Genomic DNA, 19,955 nt, shown 5'->3' on the forward strand with positions numbered 1-19,955 from the left:
TTTTAAAAAAGTCTTATAGATTGGTTGCTGAATGATAAATCCCTAATAAATTCTCGACTCCCGTTTCTAAAGACCAATGCTTTAGTCCCCATTGCTTAGCATTGACTCCAAGGAACGTTTGGTATTGCTTATTTACTAAAAGCATATAAAGACTGTTCCGAAGCTCTTCTACATTCCCTTTAGGAACGATCAGTCCTGTCAACCCATGAGTAATCATTTCAGGGAGGCCGCCTGCATCGCTTACAATACAAGCTTTGCCGACAATTTGTGCTTCAATAACAGATAATGGCTGATTTTCAATCATACTTGGAAGAACATAGACATCTGCTCTAGACAGAAGCTGGGGAATGTCTTCCCTTTTTCCAAAAAATACAATCATATCTTCTAGTCCTGCATTTGCTGCTTGAAGCTTGAGCTCATTAAACTTCTCTCCCTCTCCAACAATCCAGCATACCCAATTGGATAAAGAACCTTTAAGTTGTTTTAATGCTTCTATTAATATGTGTACACCTTTTAATGCAACCAATCTTCCGGTAAAAAGAATAACTTGCTTTCCAAGTGGTTTTGTAATACTCCTATCTTGCGGATCAATTCTGTTTAAAAAGGCTTCTATATCGAATCCATAATGTAATACAGTCATTTGCTCTGCTGGCACATGGAATTCGCTTATGAGAATTTCTTTAAGCCAATTGTTTGCAACAATTGTAATCTCAGCAGCAGTCGCTCCTAAATACTCCAATTCATCGAAATACGTACAGCCAATTTGTGAAGTTGCCGTAACATGTTCATAGAGAAGATGATCTTTCATTTCATGTGCAACTGAACCATGCAATGTTGCAATTAACTTAGGGCCACTTAACTTCAAATTGCCAAAGCTTGTTGCTGAAAAGACATCCTGGGTATGAATAATATCGTACTTATGCAAATTGAGACTAGATATGGCAATTTCATATCCTATCCGATGTTTTTCACAATAAGTGACAACAGGATCTGCCATATACGGTTTATGCTGCATACTTTGTAAACGGCTATTTATTTGTTCTTGTAAATCGTCATTAAAAATCTTTTTTTCTTCAGATACAAAATAGGTGTATTTATGCATTTCTCCGTATCCTAATAAGTCTACTTCATGCCCTAATGCCTCAAGTCGTCTTTTTAATTGGTTCATATAATTCCATACTCCTCCGACATGTGGAACGATCCAGTATGTCGCAAGCAGGATTTTCATATATACAACCCCTTTCCTCTTTGTCTCTTTATTCATATTTCAAGAAATAAAACAAGTATAGGCTGTTACCTGTAAAATCGTGGTACTTTTCAAAAAAATCCATATTTTACCCATAATATTTGTCCAAACTTCTTTGTATTTTGCACATATGCTATTTTGTAACTTCCGAGATATTCGAAAGGAGGTGAAATAAATGCCTATTGCATTACAAGCCTTTACAAACACAACTAACACTGTCCGAATTGCAGATTCCGCTACAGCTCCTGGACCTGTAGTAACTGTAGGGCCTCAAATTCCGTTAGTTGATGGAAACAGCTCCTACATTTGGTCTCCTGTCAGTGTATCGGGACAAACTGTGACATTCCGCAGTGTCTTTTCATTAGGTGCTCCGCTGTTGGGTATAGCTTTGCCATTAACAGTATTTTATGCGTATGCTGGGAACCAAACTGTTTCAGTTACAGGAACACTGCAAGTGCTCGATGTATTAGGTGTGATTGTCCTTACAATTCCTTTATTTTCAGGTGATACGAACTTAGGAAACCCTTTAAATGTAAGCACAATTGCAGCTGATACTTTACTTGCAGCAAGCATTCTTGGCGGAACAATAAATATTACAATTGATGCTGTTGTGACAGCACCTATCACGACTCCTTACGAACCTGTTAACACAGGTCGTTATCTAGGTGAAATCACTGTTCAAACAATTGTCTAAAACTTAAAAAATTAAATGATAGATTAAAAACTAGGAGGTGAAAAAATGCCAATCGTTTTACAAAGTTATACAACTCCAGCCAATACTACGATTGTCGCAAATACTGCTGGCGGAACATTTCCACAAATACCAGTTGTAGTAACACCATCTGCCACTGCCCCATTCATTGACGGAAGCAATGCTTATATTTGGGCACCAAATAGTGCAGCGAACCAAACAGTAACCTTCGTAAGCAGATTTACTTTTCCATTGGGTCTTTTAAATGTCGCTTTACCAGTCAGCGTTAACTATGCTTTTTCTGGAACGGAAACAGTCATCGTTAGCGGAGTCTTAGAGGTCGTTAACCTATTAGGCATTGTTATTGCAACAATACCGGTGTTTACGAACGTTGTGAATGCAGGTGGTCCTTTAAGTGTAGAAATTGCATCCGGCGATGCCCTGCTTGCCTTGCAGCTTCTTGGCACTAACGCAGTTTTGACTATTACTTCAACAGTAACATCAGGCGCAGCAGGCACTGGAAATTATTTAGGACAAGTTACGGTTAACGAAGTAATCGCACTTTAATAGACTCTTGGTTTAAGCCTCCCATTAGTGGGGGGCTTTTTATTAGTAAACCAATCAGATTCATGTACATTTTTTCTATTAAAAAGGATTGTTGCCTAGAACATGCTGGACGGACATGCATATGTTATAGAGATTCTTCATTACAGGCTTTACGAGAGGTGAGAAATGAAAGTATTGACTATATTGGGGACAAGACCAGAGATCATCCGTCTTAGTTTAATAATCGGCAAACTCGATCAATTGGCAGATGAACATATCCTTGTGCATACAGGACAAAACTTCACTTCGTCTTTAAGTGAAATATTTTTTCTCGAAATGGGAATAAGAAAGCCAGATTATGTGCTAAGTGAAAAGCATCAGTCATTGGGAGAACAGCTTGCCGTCATATTCAAAGAATTAGAACTGATATTGAACAAAGAGAAGCCGGATAAAGTGTTGGTACTCGGCGATACAAACAGTGGTTTAAGTTCTATTTTATCCGAAAGAATGGGCATTCCTGTCTATCATATGGAAGCTGGGAACAGATGCTTTGATCTTGAAGTTCCAGAAGAAAAAAACAGGAAACTAATTGACAGTGTCTCTAGCTTTAATTTACCTTACACGCCACAAAGCAAGCAGAATCTTCTGCAGGAAGGATTTCCTTCAAACAGAATTCTTGTGACTGGAAATCCCATTTACGAGGTATTGCTTCATTATGGCGAACGAATCGATTCCAGCGGCATTTTAGATAAACTATCTCTTAAAGAGCAGGACTATTTCCTTGTGACGACACATAGAGCAGAAAATGTCGATAATAAAGATCGGTTAAAGGAAATTATTACTGGCATCAATTCAATCGCAAAATTGTATAAAAAGAGGATAATATGCAGCATACATCCTCGCACGAGAGCTCGTATAGAACAAAACAATGAGCTTAAGATTGACCCTTTAATTGAATTTTATGAGCCATTTGGATTTTTTGATTTTGTAAAGCTAGAAAAAAATGCACTATGTGTGCTTACTGACAGTGGAACTGTCCAGGAGGAATGCTGCTTATTCCATGTGCCCACTGTAACAATCCGCAAGACTACAGAACGAATGGAAACAATTGAATGTGGAAGTAATATCCTTTCTGGTCTGAATGGTGACCAGATTATAAGCTGTGTAAAGTCAATGGTTAATCAATCAAGAAAATGGTCTTTCCCTGATGGTTATGACCATGTAAATGTTTCAGATAAAATAGTAAAAATCGTATTGGGAGGAATGGAAGTTGTTTGAAAATAAAAAGATTTTAATTACAGGTGGAACAGGTTCATGGGGACATGAGCTAGTGAAGCAGCTGCTGAGTGAAAATCCAGAGGAAATTCGCATTTTTTCTAGGAATGAATCGGTACAATTCATGATGAAACAAGAGTTTGACAATCATCCTAAGCTTCATTTTATTATTGGTGACATAAAAGAAAAAGAAACCTTAATGGATGCATGCCAAAATGTCGATTACTTATTCCATTTAGCAGCATTAAAGCATGTGCCAATCTGTGAACACCAGCCCCTTGAAGCATTAAAAACAAATGTTATCGGTACACAGAATGTCATAGATGCTGCGATTGCACAAAATGTCCACAAAGTCGTCTATATTTCAACAGACAAAGCTTCTGACCCATCTAATTTCTACGGCTTATCAAAAGCGATGGGAGAAAAATTAATCATTCATGCGAACACACTTAATACAGATACGAAATTCGTCTGCATTCGTGGCGGTAATGTGCTCGGAACAAATGGAAGTGTTATCCATGTCTTCAAAAAGCAAATTCGGGATAAACAGACAGTCGGCATCACAGATCTTAAAATGACAAGATTCTTTTTGACAGTACAAGAAGCTATAAAGTTGGTATTTAAAGCTACATTTGAAAGCTATGGCGGCGAAATCTTTGTCATGAAAATGCCTGCATGCCGAATTATCGACTTAGCAGATGTAATTGTTGAGCTTTCACAAGTCGAAAATGTTAAGACAGAAATACTCGGAATCCGCCCAGGGGAGAAAATTCACGAGCTATTGCTTTCCAAATATGAGTGTACTACAACATGCATTTATGATGAGGAATATTATGTCATCTTGCCATCCATTCATATTGATGGGTTAAAAGAGCATTATGCAGCTTGCTCTCCTGTTGACCTGGATGAATATAATTCCAGCATCGGCTTAATCAGCAAAGAGGAAATCAAGGAAATGCTATCGAAAGGCGGTCTTATCTAAATGAAGCTCTTAGTCCTTGGTGGCAAAGGGATGGCAGGACATGTAATGGTGGAATATTTCAAAAAAAATCCGAAATATAAAGTCTATTACACATCAAGGGATAAGCAAGATAAAGATTGTATTTATCTTGAAGTGACAGATCTGATTACATTAGAGAAAATTATTGACTCTATAAAACCAGATATCATCATTAACTGTATCGGCATCTTGAACGAAGATGCCGAGAAAAATCCTTTTATTGCCATGCAAGTGAACAGCTTTTTGCCGCATCAGCTCGTTAAACTTGCGAAAAGAAACGGCGGAAAGCTAATTCATATCAGCACAGATTGCGTGTTTTCCGGAGATGAAGGAAATTATACAGAGGACAGTATTCCAGATGGGACTACCCAATATTCTAAAACAAAGCAATACGGTGAAATTAAAGATAAAGAAAACCTTACTATCCGAACTTCGATAATTGGTCCTGAACAAAAAGATAACGGAATTGGTCTCTTCTTATGGTTCATGAAGCAAACTGGTGAAGTAAAAGGATATGAACACGTATATTGGAATGGAGTAACAACAATTGAGCTCGCAAAAGCAACGGAAAAGATGATTGAAAATAAAGTAACAGGTCTTTATCATTTATGTGTAAAAGAAAAAATTTCAAAGTTTGAATTGTTAAAGCTGTTTCAAACCGTGTTTGACAAAAATGATGTGAAAATCCTTCCTGATAAGAAGAACAAACTTGACAGAACAATTGTAAATACTAGAACAGATTATATCTACAATCCCCCCTCTTACTTGGATATGCTACAGGAAATGAAAAAGTGGATGATAGAAAATGAATAAAACAATCTTGATTACCGGTGCGAGCGGGTTTACAGGAATCCACGCTTGCAGATTTTTTGCGGAAAAAGGCTACTATGTCTATGGAGCAGCAAAAAAAAACACCCTCATTCCTGGCATTAATCAGCTCCTACTATGTGATTTAGCTAACGAACAGGATGCAGAAAAATTAATAAAAACATGCAAGCCAGACTACTTGCTGCATCTAGCAGGACAAAATCATGTCGGTGATTCGTGGGATAATCCTATTAAAACACTGGAAATTAATGCTATGTCAACAGCCTATTTGCTTCAAGCAGCAGCTAAGCACAAGCCAGACTGTAAAATGCTGATTGTTGGTTCAGCCCTGCAGACCAATCCTCAGGATATTTCCGCTATCCCGCACCCTTACAGTTTAAGCAAAACAATTCAAACAACGATTGCACTATCTTGGGCTCATCTGTTTAATCTGGACATTATGGTCGCAAAACCAACAAACTTGATTGGTCCTGGTAATTCAAACGGCGTTTGTGCTATTTTTATTAAACAGATTCTCGAATCTGTCAAAGATGGCAGAAAACCATTAATTACCGTACAAAATATTAATGCAACAAGGGATTTTATCGACGTTCGTGATGCAGTGTCTGCATATGAATATATTTTGCTTAAAGGAAAAAGTAGAGAAGTGTATGATATCACAACAGGCGTTAACCATTCCTTAGGAAAGGTTTTGGAACATCTAGAACAATTATCAGGAAGGACCATTGATATAAAATCAGTTACATCCGATGCTTCCGATACTCCTCCTCTGATAGACCCTGTTAAGCTAAAGGAATTAGGCTGGCAGCAGGGAAGGTCTTTAACACTTTCGTTAGCTGATATGCTCAATTATTTTCAAGGATAAAATAAGTCGTGCATGAAAATGCACGACTTTCTTTAGGAGTTAATTCTGTGTTTTCACACCAAAATGACTCATCATAGAACCAAAATTCCGGCAGTACTGTTCTGGACTGAATTCACGTGTTAAATGCAAATAAGCAGTTGTACGGATACGCTCCCTCAAGGTTGTGTAGTACATCAGCTCCTTCGCTTGCTTACATGCCGCGTCAATATTTCCAAGGGGATAGTACTTTCCAGTCACATTATGAATAATCGAACTTCTTACCCCATCTGAGTCTGTTGTAAGTACAGGACATCTACAACTGAATGCTTCGAGTACAGAATAAGGTGCACCTTCCACCTTGGATGTAGAGCATAGAAAACCTCCTGAATCTCCAATTAACGAATAATAATCTGCCATTTTTTCATTTGGGATATTCGGCAATATAGTCAAATGCTCAGCAAGCTGGAGCTGATCCACTAAAAGCTGAAAGGCTGCCCTTTCCTCTTGTGTAGATAATGTAGGATCTTCAAACATATAAAGCTGGATACCATTATTAACATCGTTCAAGAGTCTTTTACCTATCTGCAGAAACTCTCTCCAGTTTTTATTGTCCTCCAGCCGACCAATCCAGGCAACAATAGGTTTATCCGCTTTTGGCAGGCGCTTATATGTGAATTTTTTACTGTCGAAACAATTATTAAATTGGAAGGTTGGTATTGATGGAAATAATTCACTGAAAATTTGAGAAATATGAGGTGTTTTAGGATTAAGTAGCCCAATTCCTGGTGTTGCCACATATGGAACTGCATTTGTCATTTCCGCTCTAGCCACATGCTTTGGGCCATATCCTTGTATCTCTAGAATAATTGGGCCAGTATATCCGAAATTCCGAAAGCGAGGAATCGATTTATAGTCTGAGATGATTACCATCAATTCGTAGTTGCCTTTTTCTAATATTGCTTTGATTTCTGTATCATCATCCGTGATAAATGTAGGTCCCTCATGGTTGTTAACCAAGTCCCTTGCTTTGCGGAAATAAAGAAAATGGCTGTGTATCCCCGCCTGTTTTAGAGCAGCAGAACGCTGACGATTTAAAGTTTCCACTCCGCCGCTAGGCACATAATAGACAAATAGAATATTCATTGTGGTTTTCCCGCATCCCTTCGTATCTTTAATTTTTCCACATGCTTCTAATAAGATATGGAAAAGTGCTCCAATTTGACCGCTTTTTTGTCATATTAGGTAGAAAAAACCTTGTTCAATGATTATTTTTGGCTAAACACTAACCTATACAGCAAGGAAGGAATATTCATATATTACTATTAATGAAAAGAAAAAAAGCAGAGGAATAAACAGAAGGAGGAAGCAAGTTGTATCCGAAAATATCAATCATCATCCCTTTTTATAATTGCGCTTATGTAGACCAATCCATTAGGAGTGCCTTAAATCAAACCTATCCGAATATAGAAGTGATTTTAGTTGATGATGGCTCTGTTAAATACAGAGAAAAAATTATGCCGTACAGATCACGAATTAAGTATATCCGCAAAGAAAATGGGGGTACTGCAACTGCTTTAAATAGAGGGATTGCCGAAGCAACTGGTGAGTATATAGCCTGGCTTAGCTCTGACGACCTTTTTAAACCAGAAAAGCTTAGCAAGCAAATGGCCTTTATGCAAGATAGAGGAATAGACGCAAGTTTTACAAACTATGATATTATCGACAGTAACAATAATGTACAAGTTCCATCGAATGGTGCCAATTATTCAAGCATGAAAGCAGTTTATGAAGGTTATTTATACTCTAATCCGATTAACGGATGCACAATATTAATCAAAAAAAGCATTTTCGAAAAATTTGGGGACTTCAACCCTGCTATGGTATATACACATGATTATGAAATGTGGTTTCGCTTATTGTCTAAAGGGGTTCATATTGTCTACTTAGACGAATCATTGACACAGTTCCGCTCCCATTCTGAATCAGGTACAAATAAATACCAGCAGCAGATGCTTGCCGAAATGCAAGGCATTGAGGCGATTTATAGGCCGCTCATCGTGCAATATATTGTTGATCATTACTTGCTTCTTTAAACATCGATAGAAAAAGTTGGATGCGTAAAATATTAAATATTAGCTATAATAGAACAACCCCCCATTGGACACTTTCTTCCATGGGGGGTTGTTCTATTTAATGCAGTAATTATTCGCCGATTACGACTTTATCCATAACATCGCCGTTTCTCATTGCTTTAACAGCAGAGATTCCTGATGTTACTTTACCGAATACTGTGTGTACTCCGTTTAGATGTGGTTGTGGGTCATGTACGATAAAGAATTGGCTGCCGCCTGTGTCTTTACCAGCATGCGCCATTGATAATGAACCTTCTTGGTGTGTATGAGGATTTCCTTGTGTTTCACATTTGATTGTGTAACCAGGACCGCCTGTACCATTACCATTTGGGTCTCCACCTTGGCTTACGAAGCCTGGGATAACGCGGTGGAAAGTCAAACCGTCATAAAAGCCTTCTTTAGCAAGCTTTGTGAAGTTTTCAACTGTTCCTGGTGCTTCGTTTGGATAAAGTTCGAATTCGATCTTTTCTCCGTTTTGCATCAATATGTATCCTTTTTCTGCCATTATAAACATCTCCTTTAATCATGTCCCATATGTATTGTGTTTTGCTTAGGACAATGTTCAATTCATCATACCATAATTCCCTACTAGAAATAAAATGTTATTGCTTGTCCTAAGAACAAACAATCATTCTTCTACCTTTTGCGGCTGTGGGAAAGTGACACCCTTCGTATCAACAGTCACCTTTTTCATGATGACATCTTGCTTCGGCTTGTCATTAGCATCTCTCTCGACAGCAACGATTTTGTCCACTACATCCATTCCGCTTGTAACCTTACCAAAAGCAGCATATTGGCCATCAAGGCTTGCAGTTGTTTTTGTCATAATGAAAAACTGAGAACCTGCTGAATTAGGATCACCTGACCTTGCCATACTGATGACGCCTCTTTCATGCTTTAAATCATTGTCGTCAAATCCATTTTCAGAGAATTCACCTTCAATTGCATAACCAGGTCCACCTGTACCGTTGCCCTCAGGGTCTCCACCTTGAATCATGAAATCTGGAATAACCCTGTGGAATGTTAGACCATCATAATAGCCCTTTTGTACAAGAGAGACAAAGTTGTTAACCGTATTAGGCGCTTTCTTTGGATATAACTCGATTTCGATTTTTGAATCGTCCTCCATTGTAATCGTCACAACAGGATTAACTTCTATCGTAGGCGAATTGGTGGAAGAGCTTTTTGAATCTTCCGCTTCATTGGTTGTACCACATGCTGCAAGCATCAATGTTAGCAGCAACAAGCAGGCAAGCAAAAATTTGTTTTTTAGGAATTTCTGTTTTCGTTCCATTATTTATACCTCCTATATACTTGACGAATTAATTGTACATAAAGAGATAAAAATAAACAAATTTAAGCTAAATGATTGCCTGTATTATATTACAGCTCAATGTAAATTCGGTAAACTCCGTCTATAAATTGTTCGTCATACACATAAAAATCATTTTCTTCTAATTTTGAAAGGACCTGCTGCTGTTCTTCCTTGTCTGCGATAATGATATATCCTTCGCTGTCATATGTTTCCATTGATTTACTGACTGCCTCATCACTTGATAGAACTAGTGCAAGTGTGTCTTTTAATGTCATTTATAACCCTCCTATGATTGCAACTACCTTTAAATGATACATCGTTTCCTTCAACGCTGTAAACAGTCCATCAAAAAATTTTAAGATAGCTGTTTAAGTAAATAGGCAGCAAGCTGTTTCGACTCCATTCTGACAGCAATTGACGGTGGCTTTGCCCCTGACACAAGCTGCAGGGGATGACCAATCCACACAATTTGTTCATCAATGATGACATATGGGTACCCGCCATCATAAGGTAAGCTTTTAACTCCCCTTGTTTTGGCCCATTTGGCTTGTCCATATATTTTGCATTTTGGATATTCTGCCACATGATCAAGAAGTTGCAGCCATTCAATTGGTGGCTTACTATTTTCAGGCATAACAATACATACTGTTTTTGCATGCTTAATATCTTGTGAGATATCTTTTACATTTCTGGCATGCTGCCATTTTACATAAGGGTGGCTTGCTTTAACCCAAGTGCCAATTTCCACTTCCTTCACTAATAAATTCTCAGCGAGCTGATGTTCAACAAGCTTTCTGACAGCTTTGTCTCTGCCAACTCTTTTTCTAAGAAAATCGCAATTGGCAATATGAATAAACTTCCCCTTTGATCTTGTAATAGCTACGTTCAATAATCGCTCACTATCTTTACCGAGCAGCAGCATGCCTGGACGCTCATGTGGATATCCTTCTGTACTGTCGAAAATAATCATATCCTTTTCGCTGCCTTGAAACCGGTGGACTGTCGCAACAAGAATACTGTTGTCAGCCATTTGCTTTGGAAACAGCTCAGACGCAACGGCATCCATAAGCTCACTTTGCGCTCTGTATGGTGTCACATATCCAATGCTTTTTATCCCGCTTTTCCATGCTTCGACCATGAGCTGTAAAGCTATAAGAATATGAAAAAGATTTGTTCTTGATTTTGTTCCTTTTTCAAAGCCACTATAATGGCCAAACCCGCTTGTATCCATCAGGATATTTGCTTCCATAGGAAACGGCGCTTTTTCTGTAATGGCTTTTCTTGAGCGAGCTACTGTTGGATGGTCTGTTACAAGAGAATGGTAAATATGCTTATTTGTAAAGGAAGAAATACTCGGATGCATACGCCTTTGCTCGTTCAGTAAAAGCAAGTGCTGGTGCAGCTTGCCTGATGCCACACTGTCAGCAACACCGGATGCATGAAAGATGTCTTCCTTCAGCCATTTATTCACCGCTTCACTTCTGCTTGCGGCAATTGGCGGAAGCTGTTTAAAATCACCGCAAACAATCATTCGTTTTCCGAGTGAGGCGGCAAAGGCTGTTTGCGGGACATATGCCATGGATGCTTCATCAAGCAAAACAAGATCATAATTATCCTCATATATGGTTGCATCTGTCGCAGCTTTAGCCAATGTAGTGCCTACGACCATTGCCTTTTTAACAAATTGAAGCTCTCTTTTTCGAATTTTCTCCATTACTCTTGCTAGTTGTTCTTCCATTTTGAGAAGACTTTGTGAATCTCTGCTGCTGAAGGATCTCGCTAAATCCTTTTTCAGCTTATTTTTCTCATCAAGCAATTCTTGCTTTTGAAGTGCTAATCCTTTATCCTTCTCATCTAGCAGTGCACTTGTCGTAATCTTTTCCTCTGCAAGCTCCATTTCTCCACCATTTCCACCATAACGAAGAATATCACCAAGCTTAAACCGATTCTTGCTTTTTGCAGTGCTAGTAATTTCCTTCATAAGAACGTCAACTGCCTGGTTACTTTGTGAAAGCAGTAAAATTCTTTTACCCTTCCAATATTTCTGCAAAGCAACCCGTGCTAATGTATAGGTTTTTCCAGTCCCGGGCGGACCCCAAACAAAGGTAACTGGATTATATTTGCTCCTTAATGAAAGCTCATGAACATGATTCTTACTTATTTCCTGTGGATGCTTAGCAAGCATGGAAGGATTCATAAGCCTGCTAATTCGAGAAACTTTCGTCTTATTTTCTTTTATCGTATCAAAACGGATCATCAATTGTTCAAGAAGCTCCCATGGGTCGTGGCTTACAAATGCCTCTGTCACATGATCTCCGATTGTTTTATCAATTTGAACTATTAAGCTTTTTCCATCAGAGGACAAAATACGGCCATTTATTTTTGCTGTTCCCCAGTGCAGGACGACTGAAGAACCAATAGGTATTTTAACAAATGCAATGCTTTCAAAATAATACGTATAGTCCTCCGCTGTTTGCAGGAACTGTCCATTAAACAAAGCAATTTTTGAACTAGAAAACTTTTTTAGATAATTAATTTCTTGCTGAAGGGCTGTTTGCCATTCTTTTATATATTTAGAGGTACTTGTCATTGTATTCCCTTCTATTACATTCATTATTGAGTATTAATTATAGCATCAAATATTATTCAGAAAATAAAAAAGAAGACTTAAGCGTCTTCTTTGTATATCTTCTTTTGCCAAATATGATAACCATAGATAATAAAGGAAATTCCATACATGATTAAAAAATACTGCCAGCTTGCAATCAGCTTGTACTCTGCAATGCCTAGCTTCATTAGCGATGGTAACACGACGTACGCCATAATAGCATCCATAAGCAAATTTGTAATTGTAAATAAAATGAAGCGCCCACTTGTGAAATAAAAAATCCAAAATGTACCGACTGGAAAAAGCCCATATGCAAAACTTACGTCTATCATATACCCCCATGGAACAATATATGTATGAATCACCCACCAGTTGTATTGATACGCTATTTGAAAAATGATTGTCATTAATAAGCAAGTAAGAATAATTACTGGTATATATTTTTTTATGCGCTGCTTTTTGGCAAACAGCAACGTAAACCATGGTAAAAACAAGCTTATATAAAGAACTACTTTAGCTGTCATAATAACTAAATCTCCTGTTCATTAGATCTATCCTTATTATTTTATCAACAGGCATCCTTTATACAAAAAATGGACAAAACGGCAGAGAAAAAGGCATTTTCGCCTATATCTCTGCCGCTTTGTTATACCGTTATTCTTGCGCTAAATGCTTATCTATTTTGTCATCAAGAACCTTAAGACTATCCAGTGCTTTTTTTAGACTGACAGTACGATAATGATGGTGCCCTCCTGGCTCTTCGTCTTTTTCGTCTGCTGCTTTGACGATTTGTTGCAGCGGAGTTAAAGTAACACTTCCTCCTGGCAGGAAGCTGTCAGTATGAAACAGGACAGCGAGGGCAATTTCTTTTGCTTTGACGGGATTTTCCCCAAGCCTAATCAGCAGTTTGTGTGCCCTTTCAGCCCCTTTTATGGGATGGATATCATTTTTTTTATACAATTGATAATCCCATTTCCCATCTTTGTACCAAGTATAATGACCAATATCATGAAGAAATCCTGCTTTTGCAGCAATATCAACATCTACATGTTTTTCCTTAGCCAATTCAAATGCATGATAGGCAACAGCAAGAGCATGTGCCAGGCCTGAACGGGTGATATACTTTTGTGCAATATGGTGGTTAAAAATATCTGTTAGTTTTACATCTCTCAAAAGTCGACACTCCCCTTATAAGCAAGCACCTACAATTATGTTGTTATCGTTGTAGAAAATACATAAACCATTAATACAATATATAGGACTGCCTTTAATTTTTTACTATTATATACTTAAGATGAAAAAGGATAAACACATTTTCAGTTTTTTACCCTTTTTCGGAAAAAAATATGCTTTTTTATAAAAAAAAGGGCATCCCAATTAAGGGATACCATTTCTCTATATTAAGCATTGACTGTTGGTAAGCATGAAGCTCCCATTAAATATTGATCTACTTTATATGCAACTTCTCTGCCTTCATTTATTGCCCAAACGATTAAGCTTTGCCCTCTTCTTGCGTCACCTGCTGCGAATACACCTTCTACATTTGTTTCGAAATTGCCATATTTAGCAGCAATTCTTGTATTTAATGTATCTACACCGAACTGCGCAAGTACAGGCTGTTCAGGACCTTCAAAGCCAATTGCAATAAACACTAGCTGTGCTGGCCAAACTTTTTCTGTGCCTGGTACTTCTTTAAAAAGGAATCTGCCGTCTTCTTGTCTGATTTTTTCCATTTGCACAGTATGAAGCTCCTTCAGCTTTCCTTCTTCATCACTCACTAATTTTGTTGTTTGGATGCTGTACTCTCTTGGATCACTGCCGAATTTCTGCTGTGCTTCCTCATAAGCATAATCCAATGTGAACACATGCGGGAAAGCAGGCCACATATTTTCAGTAGCACGTGCCAATCCTAATTGAGGATGTTTACCGAACTGAACTACTGTTTTGCATTTTTGACGAAGAGCTGTAGCAACACAGTCTGCCCCAGTATCACCGCCGCCGATAACAATTACGTCTTTACCTTCAGCATTGATTTCTGGAGTTCCAATACTTGAATCAAGCAGACTTTTCGTTGATTGTGTTAAATAATCCATCGCAAAATGAACGCCAGCTGACTCTCTGCCTTCTATTTTTAAGTCTCTTTGCTTTTGAGCACCAGTACACAGGATTACTGCGTCAAATTGAGCCTTAAGCTCTTCTGCTGTGATATCCTTGCCGATTTCGGTATTTGTAACGAAATCAATACCTTCCTGTGTCAAAAGATTGACTCTTCTTTCTACATCCTTTTTCTCCAATTTCATGTTTGGAATCCCATACATCAGTAAACCGCCAGCACGGTCAGAGCGTTCGAACACTGTGACAGAGTGGCCAGCCTGGTTAAGCTGATCAGCGCTCGCTAGACCAGCAGGACCGCTTCCGACAATTGCGACTTTTTTGCCTGTGCGCTTTTGTGGAATTCTAGGTGAAATCCAGCCGTTTTCAAACCCTTTATCAATAATAGTTCTTTCAATATTTTTGATTGCTACTGCAGGATCTGAGATGGCAACAGTACATGAGCCTTCACATGGTGCCGGACAAGCTGCTCCTGTAAATTCAGGAAAATTATTTGTTTTTAACAAACGGTCAAGTGCGTCCTTCCATCTGCCTCTATAAACAAGATCATTCCACTCTGGAATTAAATTATGAATCGGGCAACCGGAGGTGCTTCCTCCGATTTCCATCCCGATATGGCAAAATGGTGTTGCACAATCCATACATCTTGCGCCCTGTCTGCTTAGCACCTCGTCTGAGAAAGGAGCAGAATACTTTTTAAAATCGTTAATGCGGGAGAGGGGAGACCGTTCTTCCGCTTCCTCTCTTTTATATTCCATAAACCCCGTCGCTTTACCCAATTGTACCTCTCCTTTCTTACCGAACTGCTACTGTCATTTTAGTAGTTTGCTGTTTTTTTTTGCCTTGGTTTGAGTTGCTTTCAAATGCCTTCATTTCCGCTTCTTCTTGAGATAATCCTAAATTAATTCCTGCTTGGATTTGGTTCATCATACGCTTGTAATCCTTCGGAATTACTTTCACGAACTTGTGAATGTATTTCTCCCAATTGCCCAACACTTGCTTTGCAGCGAAACTGCCTGTTTCATCTGCATGCTTTTTGATTAGCGATTTTACTCTGTTCATTTCAGCTGAATCTGTCAAGTCCTCAAGCAGGATCATTTCCATATTGCAAAGCTTTTCAAAGCTGTTTTTATCACCTGGTAGTACATAAGCAATTCCACCAGACATACCTGCACCAAAGTTCTTGCCTGCATCTCCAAGGATAACTACTTCTCCACCAGTCATATATTCCAATCCGTGATCACCAATACCCTCAACAACGATGCTAGCGCCACTGTTTCTGACTGCAAAACGTTCACCTGCCTTACCATTAATGAACGCTTCACCGCTAGTGGCACCATAAAATGCCACATTTCCTGCAATAACATTATCCTGTGCCGAAAACGACTCAACAAATGGTGTGGTAATGGAAATTTTTCCGCCTGACAATCCTTTTCCTACATAGTCATTCACATCGCCGTTCAAGCGGATTGTCAATCCTTTTGGAATGTACGCCCCTAAGCTCTGACCAGCAGAACCAGATAAATGCAAATTGATTGTATCCTCTGGAAGCCCTTTTTCACCGTATTTCTTGGAAATTTCACTTCCGACAATCGTCCCGATAACACGGTCTGTGTTACGCACATGATAGTGCAAATCGATTGCTTCTCCGTTGTGGATTGCTTTTTCCACTGCAGGAAGGATTTTTCTCATATCAATACTTTCATCAATTTTATGATTTTGCGGTGTTTGGAATGTTCTTTGTCCTTCCACTTGGTAAAGAAGTTTAGTCAAATCTAAATCCTTCGCTTTCCAGTGGTTTTTCGCTGCCTCACCAACAGTTAACACGTCTGTTCTTCCTACCATTTCATCGACAGTGCGGAAGCCTAATTGAGCCATTAGCTCTCTTACCTCTTCTGCCACAAAACGCATGAAGTTCACTACATGATCTGGGTCGCCAGCAAACTTGTAACGAAGGTCTGGATTTTGTGTTGCAATGCCGACAGGGCAAGTATCCAAATGACATGCACGCATCATAACACAGCCTAAAACGATAAGCGGAGCAGTTGCAAAACCGAATTCCTCTGCACCTAGCAATGCTGCAAGCACAACATCTTTACCTGTCATCAGCTTGCCGTCAGTTTCCAAGACAACTCTGCTTCTTAATCCATTAAGCATCAATGTTTGATGTGCCTCTGCTAAACCTAGCTCCCAAGGAAGACCCGTATGCTTAATACTAGTTTTTGGTGATGCACCAGTACCACCATCATAGCCGCTCACGACGATGACATCTGCAGCACCTTTTGCCACACCTGCAGCAATTGTGCCAATTCCACCTTTAGAAACAAGCTTGACACTTATACGAGCATCACGATTCGAATTTTTTAAATCATGGATAAGCTGAGCCAAATCCTCAATAGAATAAATATCATGATGCGGTGGCGGTGAAATCAAGCCAACACCAGGAGTTGAACCCCTCACATCAGCAACCCACGGGTATACTTTATTGCCTGGAAGCTGTCCGCCTTCTCCAGGTTTTGCACCTTGTGCCATCTTAATTTGCAGTTCTCTTGCATTAATTAAGTAATGACTTTTTACGCCAAAACGGCCTGATGCAATTTGTTTAATAGCGCTGATTTTATTATCGCCATTCATGTCTAATTCATAGCGAGCTGGATCCTCTCCACCCTCACCACTGTTTGAACTTCCGCCAAGACGATTCATCGCAATTGCCAATGTTTCGTGTGCTTCCTTGCTTAATGAACCGAAGGACATTGCCCCTGTTTTAAATCTTTTAACGATCGATTCAACTGATTCTACTTCTTCCAGTGCAATTGATTTTTGATTGGAAGAAAAGGCAAACAAGTTCCTTAAAAAGCTCAGTCTTTCATCGTTAGCTGCTTCAGAATACTGTTTAAATAAGCTGTAATCTGCTCTTCTGCATGCCCATTGCAATGTATGAATGGTCTTCGGGTTAAAGGCATGGTGCTCTCCGCCTTTTCTCCATTGGAATTCACTTCCGGAATCTAAACTTTCATCGTAAGTGTTCGTATATGCAGCATTATGTTTATCTGCTGCCTCCTTAGCAATTGTTTCAATACGAATTCCGCCTAATTGCGATACTGTTCCTGCAAAGTATTTATCAATCACTTCCTGACCAATTCCGACAGCCTCAAAAATTTGCGCGCCGCGATAGCTTTGCACTGTTGAGATGCCCATTTTGGACATTACTTTAACAACACCTTCTGTAATAACTTGATTGTAGCGGGATACAGCTTCCTCATAGGAGATGTTGAGTAATTCGTCCTCAATTGCCTTTTGGTATGTTGCATACACTAAATATGGATTAATTGCATCTGCTCCAAATCCAATTAGGCTGGCGATGTGATGAACTTCTCTTGTTTCTCCAGATTCAACGATAATGCTAGCTTTAGAGCGAAGTCCTTTATCAATTAAATGTTGATGCAGTGCACTGACTGCCAAAAGAACAGGAATTGCCTTTTGCTCTTTATCCATTTCTCTATCTGTTAGTACAAGCAAGCTCACGCCATTCGTTATCGCAGCTTCTGCCTGTTTTAATAAAGCTTGTAGACTTTCTTCTAAATTATCTGTAAAAATCGCCGCAAAACTTTGTGTAGTAAAGCCATTAAGCTCATTTGCTTTTAATTGACTGATTTCTCCGTTTGACAGGATTGGCCCCTGCAGCTGAATGCGATGGCAATTTTCTGCTGTTGGATGTAAAAGATTACTCTCAGCTCCTAACCATGTCAATGTGGATGTAACCATATGCTCCCTGATTGCATCAATAGGAGGGTTAGTTACTTGTGCGAACAATTGCTTGAAGTAGCTGAACAATGATTGGGATTTGTCAGACAACACAGCAAGCGGTGTATCATTCCCCATTGAACCGATTGGATCTTTCCCTTCCAGCACAACTGGTAAAAGGTTCTTCTGAATGTCTTCATATGTGTAACCGAAAGCCTTCTGTCTTATCAGTAAGTCTTGGAAAGTTTCTGCTTCTTCTTTTTCTGGTGTTTTAAGTTTAACAACCTCTGAAAGCCACTGTTCGTAAGGATGCTCTGTTGCGATTTGTCCTTTCAACTCTTCGTCGGAAATAATTCTGCCTTCCTCTAAGTCGATTAACAGCATCTTACCTGGACTTAAGCGGTCTTTATAAAGAACATTTTCTTCTTCTACAGGGATAACTCCCACTTCAGAAGAAAATACAATATAATCATCTTTTGTTACATAATAACGTGCTGGACGTAAGCCGTTACGGTCAAGGATTGCTCCGATTTGATTGCCGTCTGTAAATGTGATTGCCATTGGTCCGTCCCAAGGCTCCATCATTGCACTATGAAACTCATAAAATGCTCTTTTTTCACCTGTTACATGCGGGTTCTCTGTCCAAGGTTCAGGAATAAGCATCATTGCTGCATGTGCCGGCTTGCGTCCTGAAAGGATAAAGAATTCTAAAGCATTATCAAATACGGATGAGTCACTTCCGTTAGCATCCAAAATCGGAAGTATCTTTTGCAGGTCATCACCGAAAGCTTCTGAAACGAATTGCTGCTCTCTTGCCTTCATCCCATTAAAGTTACCGCGCAATGTATTAATTTCACCATTATGGATTAAATAGCGGTTTGGATGGGCTCTTTCCCAGCTTGGGAATGTATTTGTGCTGAAACGTGAATGCACGATTGAGAATGCAGAAACAAATTCTGGGTCTTGCACATCAAGATAAAATGTTTCCACCTGATCTGATGTTAAAAGCCCTTTATATACGATTGTGCTTGTCGAAAGACTTGCGAAATAAAAGTCTCTTTCTTCAGTCTTGCCCCAATTTTCAGATAATTTACGGATAATATAAAGCTTGCGTTCAAAACCAAGCTTCTCTAACCCATTATTATTTTTTATAAATACTTGTCGAATAACCGGACAGCTCTTTTGAGCGACTTTTCCGATTTTTCTGACATCTGTAGGTACTGTTCTCCACCCGAGAAGCTCCTGGCCCTCAAGCTCGATATATTCATTAATTTTAGTTTCAATTTCATGTCTGTTTGGATCATCCTTTGAAAAGAAAACCATTCCGACACCATATTGTCCTCGTTCAGGCAATTCAAAATCCACTATCTCCTTGCGGAAAAAAGCATCTGGTATTTGAACCATTAATCCTGAGCCGTCTCCTGTTAACGGATCGCTACCTTGACCGCCGCGATGATCTAGTTTACATAGCATGCTTAGTCCTTTTGAAACGATGTCGTGAGTTGCCATCCCCTTAATATGAGCAAATAACCCGATTCCACACGCATCATGTTCAAATTCAGGTCTGTATAGACCTTGTGCTTTAGCTAATTGGTTGTACGTCATTTCAACCAC

Annotated in this window: 17 protein-coding genes; 7 read left to right on the forward strand and 10 right to left on the reverse strand. The window is 39.1% G+C overall.

Annotated features, from left to right (window positions below; genetic code table 11):
* Positions 1-13: 13 nt before the first annotated feature.
* Positions 14-1,228: a glycosyltransferase family 4 protein gene (locus NQZ71_RS12265; protein WP_144454921.1), complete on the reverse strand. Its 1,215-nt coding sequence runs from the start codon at positions 1,226-1,228 to the stop codon at positions 14-16.
* 193 nt (positions 1,229-1,421) lie between these two features.
* Here NQZ71_RS12265 and NQZ71_RS12270 point away from each other — a divergent pair, with 193 nt between their 5' ends.
* From NQZ71_RS12270 to NQZ71_RS12295, 6 genes are all read left to right on the forward strand, one after another.
* A complete protein-coding gene (locus NQZ71_RS12270) occupies positions 1,422-1,940 on the forward strand; it encodes a hypothetical protein (protein ID WP_260055698.1) in 519 nt (172 codons plus the stop codon).
* A gap of 45 nt (positions 1,941-1,985) precedes the next feature.
* The gene (locus NQZ71_RS12275) at positions 1,986-2,504 is read left to right on the forward strand and encodes a hypothetical protein (protein ID WP_144454919.1); all 519 of its coding nucleotides are present in this window, start codon (positions 1,986-1,988) and stop codon (positions 2,502-2,504) included.
* A 165-nt stretch (positions 2,505-2,669) separates the two neighbouring features.
* Positions 2,670-3,761, forward strand: coding sequence for a non-hydrolyzing UDP-N-acetylglucosamine 2-epimerase (wecB, locus tag NQZ71_RS12280; RefSeq protein WP_260055699.1), 1,092 nt, complete (start codon positions 2,670-2,672; stop codon positions 3,759-3,761).
* The gene (locus NQZ71_RS12285; protein ID WP_260055700.1) at positions 3,754-4,740 is read left to right on the forward strand and encodes a polysaccharide biosynthesis protein; all 987 of its coding nucleotides are present in this window, start codon (positions 3,754-3,756) and stop codon (positions 4,738-4,740) included. The genes wecB and NQZ71_RS12285 overlap by 8 nt, the downstream gene beginning before the upstream one ends.
* On the forward strand, positions 4,741-5,571 hold the full coding sequence (locus NQZ71_RS12290; RefSeq protein ID WP_144454916.1) for a dTDP-4-dehydrorhamnose reductase family protein: 831 nt from the start codon (positions 4,741-4,743) through the stop codon (positions 5,569-5,571). It abuts the gene before it with no gap.
* On the forward strand, positions 5,564-6,451 hold the full coding sequence (locus tag NQZ71_RS12295) for an NAD-dependent epimerase/dehydratase family protein (protein WP_317010720.1): 888 nt from the start codon (positions 5,564-5,566) through the stop codon (positions 6,449-6,451). Before NQZ71_RS12290 ends, NQZ71_RS12295 begins: the two co-directional genes overlap by 8 nt.
* 39 nt (positions 6,452-6,490) lie before the next feature.
* Here the strand turns inward: NQZ71_RS12295 and NQZ71_RS12300 are convergent, their stop codons facing one another.
* A complete protein-coding gene (locus tag NQZ71_RS12300; RefSeq protein ID WP_317010721.1) occupies positions 6,491-7,573 on the reverse strand; it encodes a glycosyltransferase family 4 protein in 1,083 nt (360 codons plus the stop codon).
* Between the two features lie 227 nt (positions 7,574-7,800).
* On the opposite strand from NQZ71_RS12300, the gene NQZ71_RS12305 reads away from it, so the two are divergent.
* The gene (locus NQZ71_RS12305) at positions 7,801-8,523 is read left to right on the forward strand and encodes a glycosyltransferase (protein ID WP_144454913.1); all 723 of its coding nucleotides are present in this window, start codon (positions 7,801-7,803) and stop codon (positions 8,521-8,523) included.
* Positions 8,524-8,632: 109 nt separating this feature from the next.
* Here the strand turns inward: NQZ71_RS12305 and NQZ71_RS12310 are convergent, their stop codons facing one another.
* The 8 genes from NQZ71_RS12310 to gltB form a co-directional block, all read right to left on the reverse strand.
* Positions 8,633-9,067, reverse strand: a complete 435-nt coding sequence (locus tag NQZ71_RS12310) for a peptidylprolyl isomerase (protein ID WP_127741525.1) — start codon at positions 9,065-9,067, stop codon at positions 8,633-8,635.
* A gap of 123 nt (positions 9,068-9,190) precedes the next feature.
* On the reverse strand, positions 9,191-9,856 hold the full coding sequence (locus tag NQZ71_RS12315) for a peptidylprolyl isomerase (protein WP_144454912.1): 666 nt from the start codon (positions 9,854-9,856) through the stop codon (positions 9,191-9,193).
* A gap of 89 nt (positions 9,857-9,945) precedes the next feature.
* Positions 9,946-10,152: a hypothetical protein gene (locus tag NQZ71_RS12320; RefSeq protein ID WP_144454911.1), complete on the reverse strand. Its 207-nt coding sequence runs from the start codon at positions 10,150-10,152 to the stop codon at positions 9,946-9,948.
* Positions 10,153-10,232: 80 nt separating this feature from the next.
* Positions 10,233-12,467, reverse strand: coding sequence for a DEAD/DEAH box helicase (locus NQZ71_RS12325; protein ID WP_317010723.1), 2,235 nt, complete (start codon positions 12,465-12,467; stop codon positions 10,233-10,235).
* A gap of 77 nt (positions 12,468-12,544) precedes the next feature.
* Positions 12,545-13,009 carry a hypothetical protein gene (locus tag NQZ71_RS12330; RefSeq protein WP_144454909.1) on the reverse strand — a complete coding sequence of 155 codons (465 nt, stop codon included), beginning with the start codon at positions 13,007-13,009 and terminating at the stop codon, positions 12,545-12,547.
* A gap of 130 nt (positions 13,010-13,139) precedes the next feature.
* Positions 13,140-13,658, reverse strand: a complete 519-nt coding sequence (locus NQZ71_RS12335) for an HD domain-containing protein (RefSeq protein WP_317010725.1) — start codon at positions 13,656-13,658, stop codon at positions 13,140-13,142.
* Positions 13,659-13,885: 227 nt separating this feature from the next.
* Complete coding sequence (gltD, locus tag NQZ71_RS12340) at positions 13,886-15,376, reverse strand: glutamate synthase small subunit (RefSeq protein WP_317010726.1); 1,491 nt, start codon at positions 15,374-15,376, stop codon at positions 13,886-13,888.
* A 16-nt stretch (positions 15,377-15,392) separates the two neighbouring features.
* Positions 15,393-19,946 carry a glutamate synthase large subunit gene (gltB, locus tag NQZ71_RS12345; RefSeq protein WP_317010727.1) on the reverse strand — a complete coding sequence of 1,518 codons (4,554 nt, stop codon included), beginning with the start codon at positions 19,944-19,946 and terminating at the stop codon, positions 15,393-15,395.
* Positions 19,947-19,955: the final 9 nt, after the last annotated feature.

Source organism: Niallia taxi (assembly GCF_032818155.1).
Taxonomy (GTDB): Bacteria; Bacillota; Bacilli; order Bacillales; family Cytobacillaceae; genus Niallia; species Niallia taxi_A.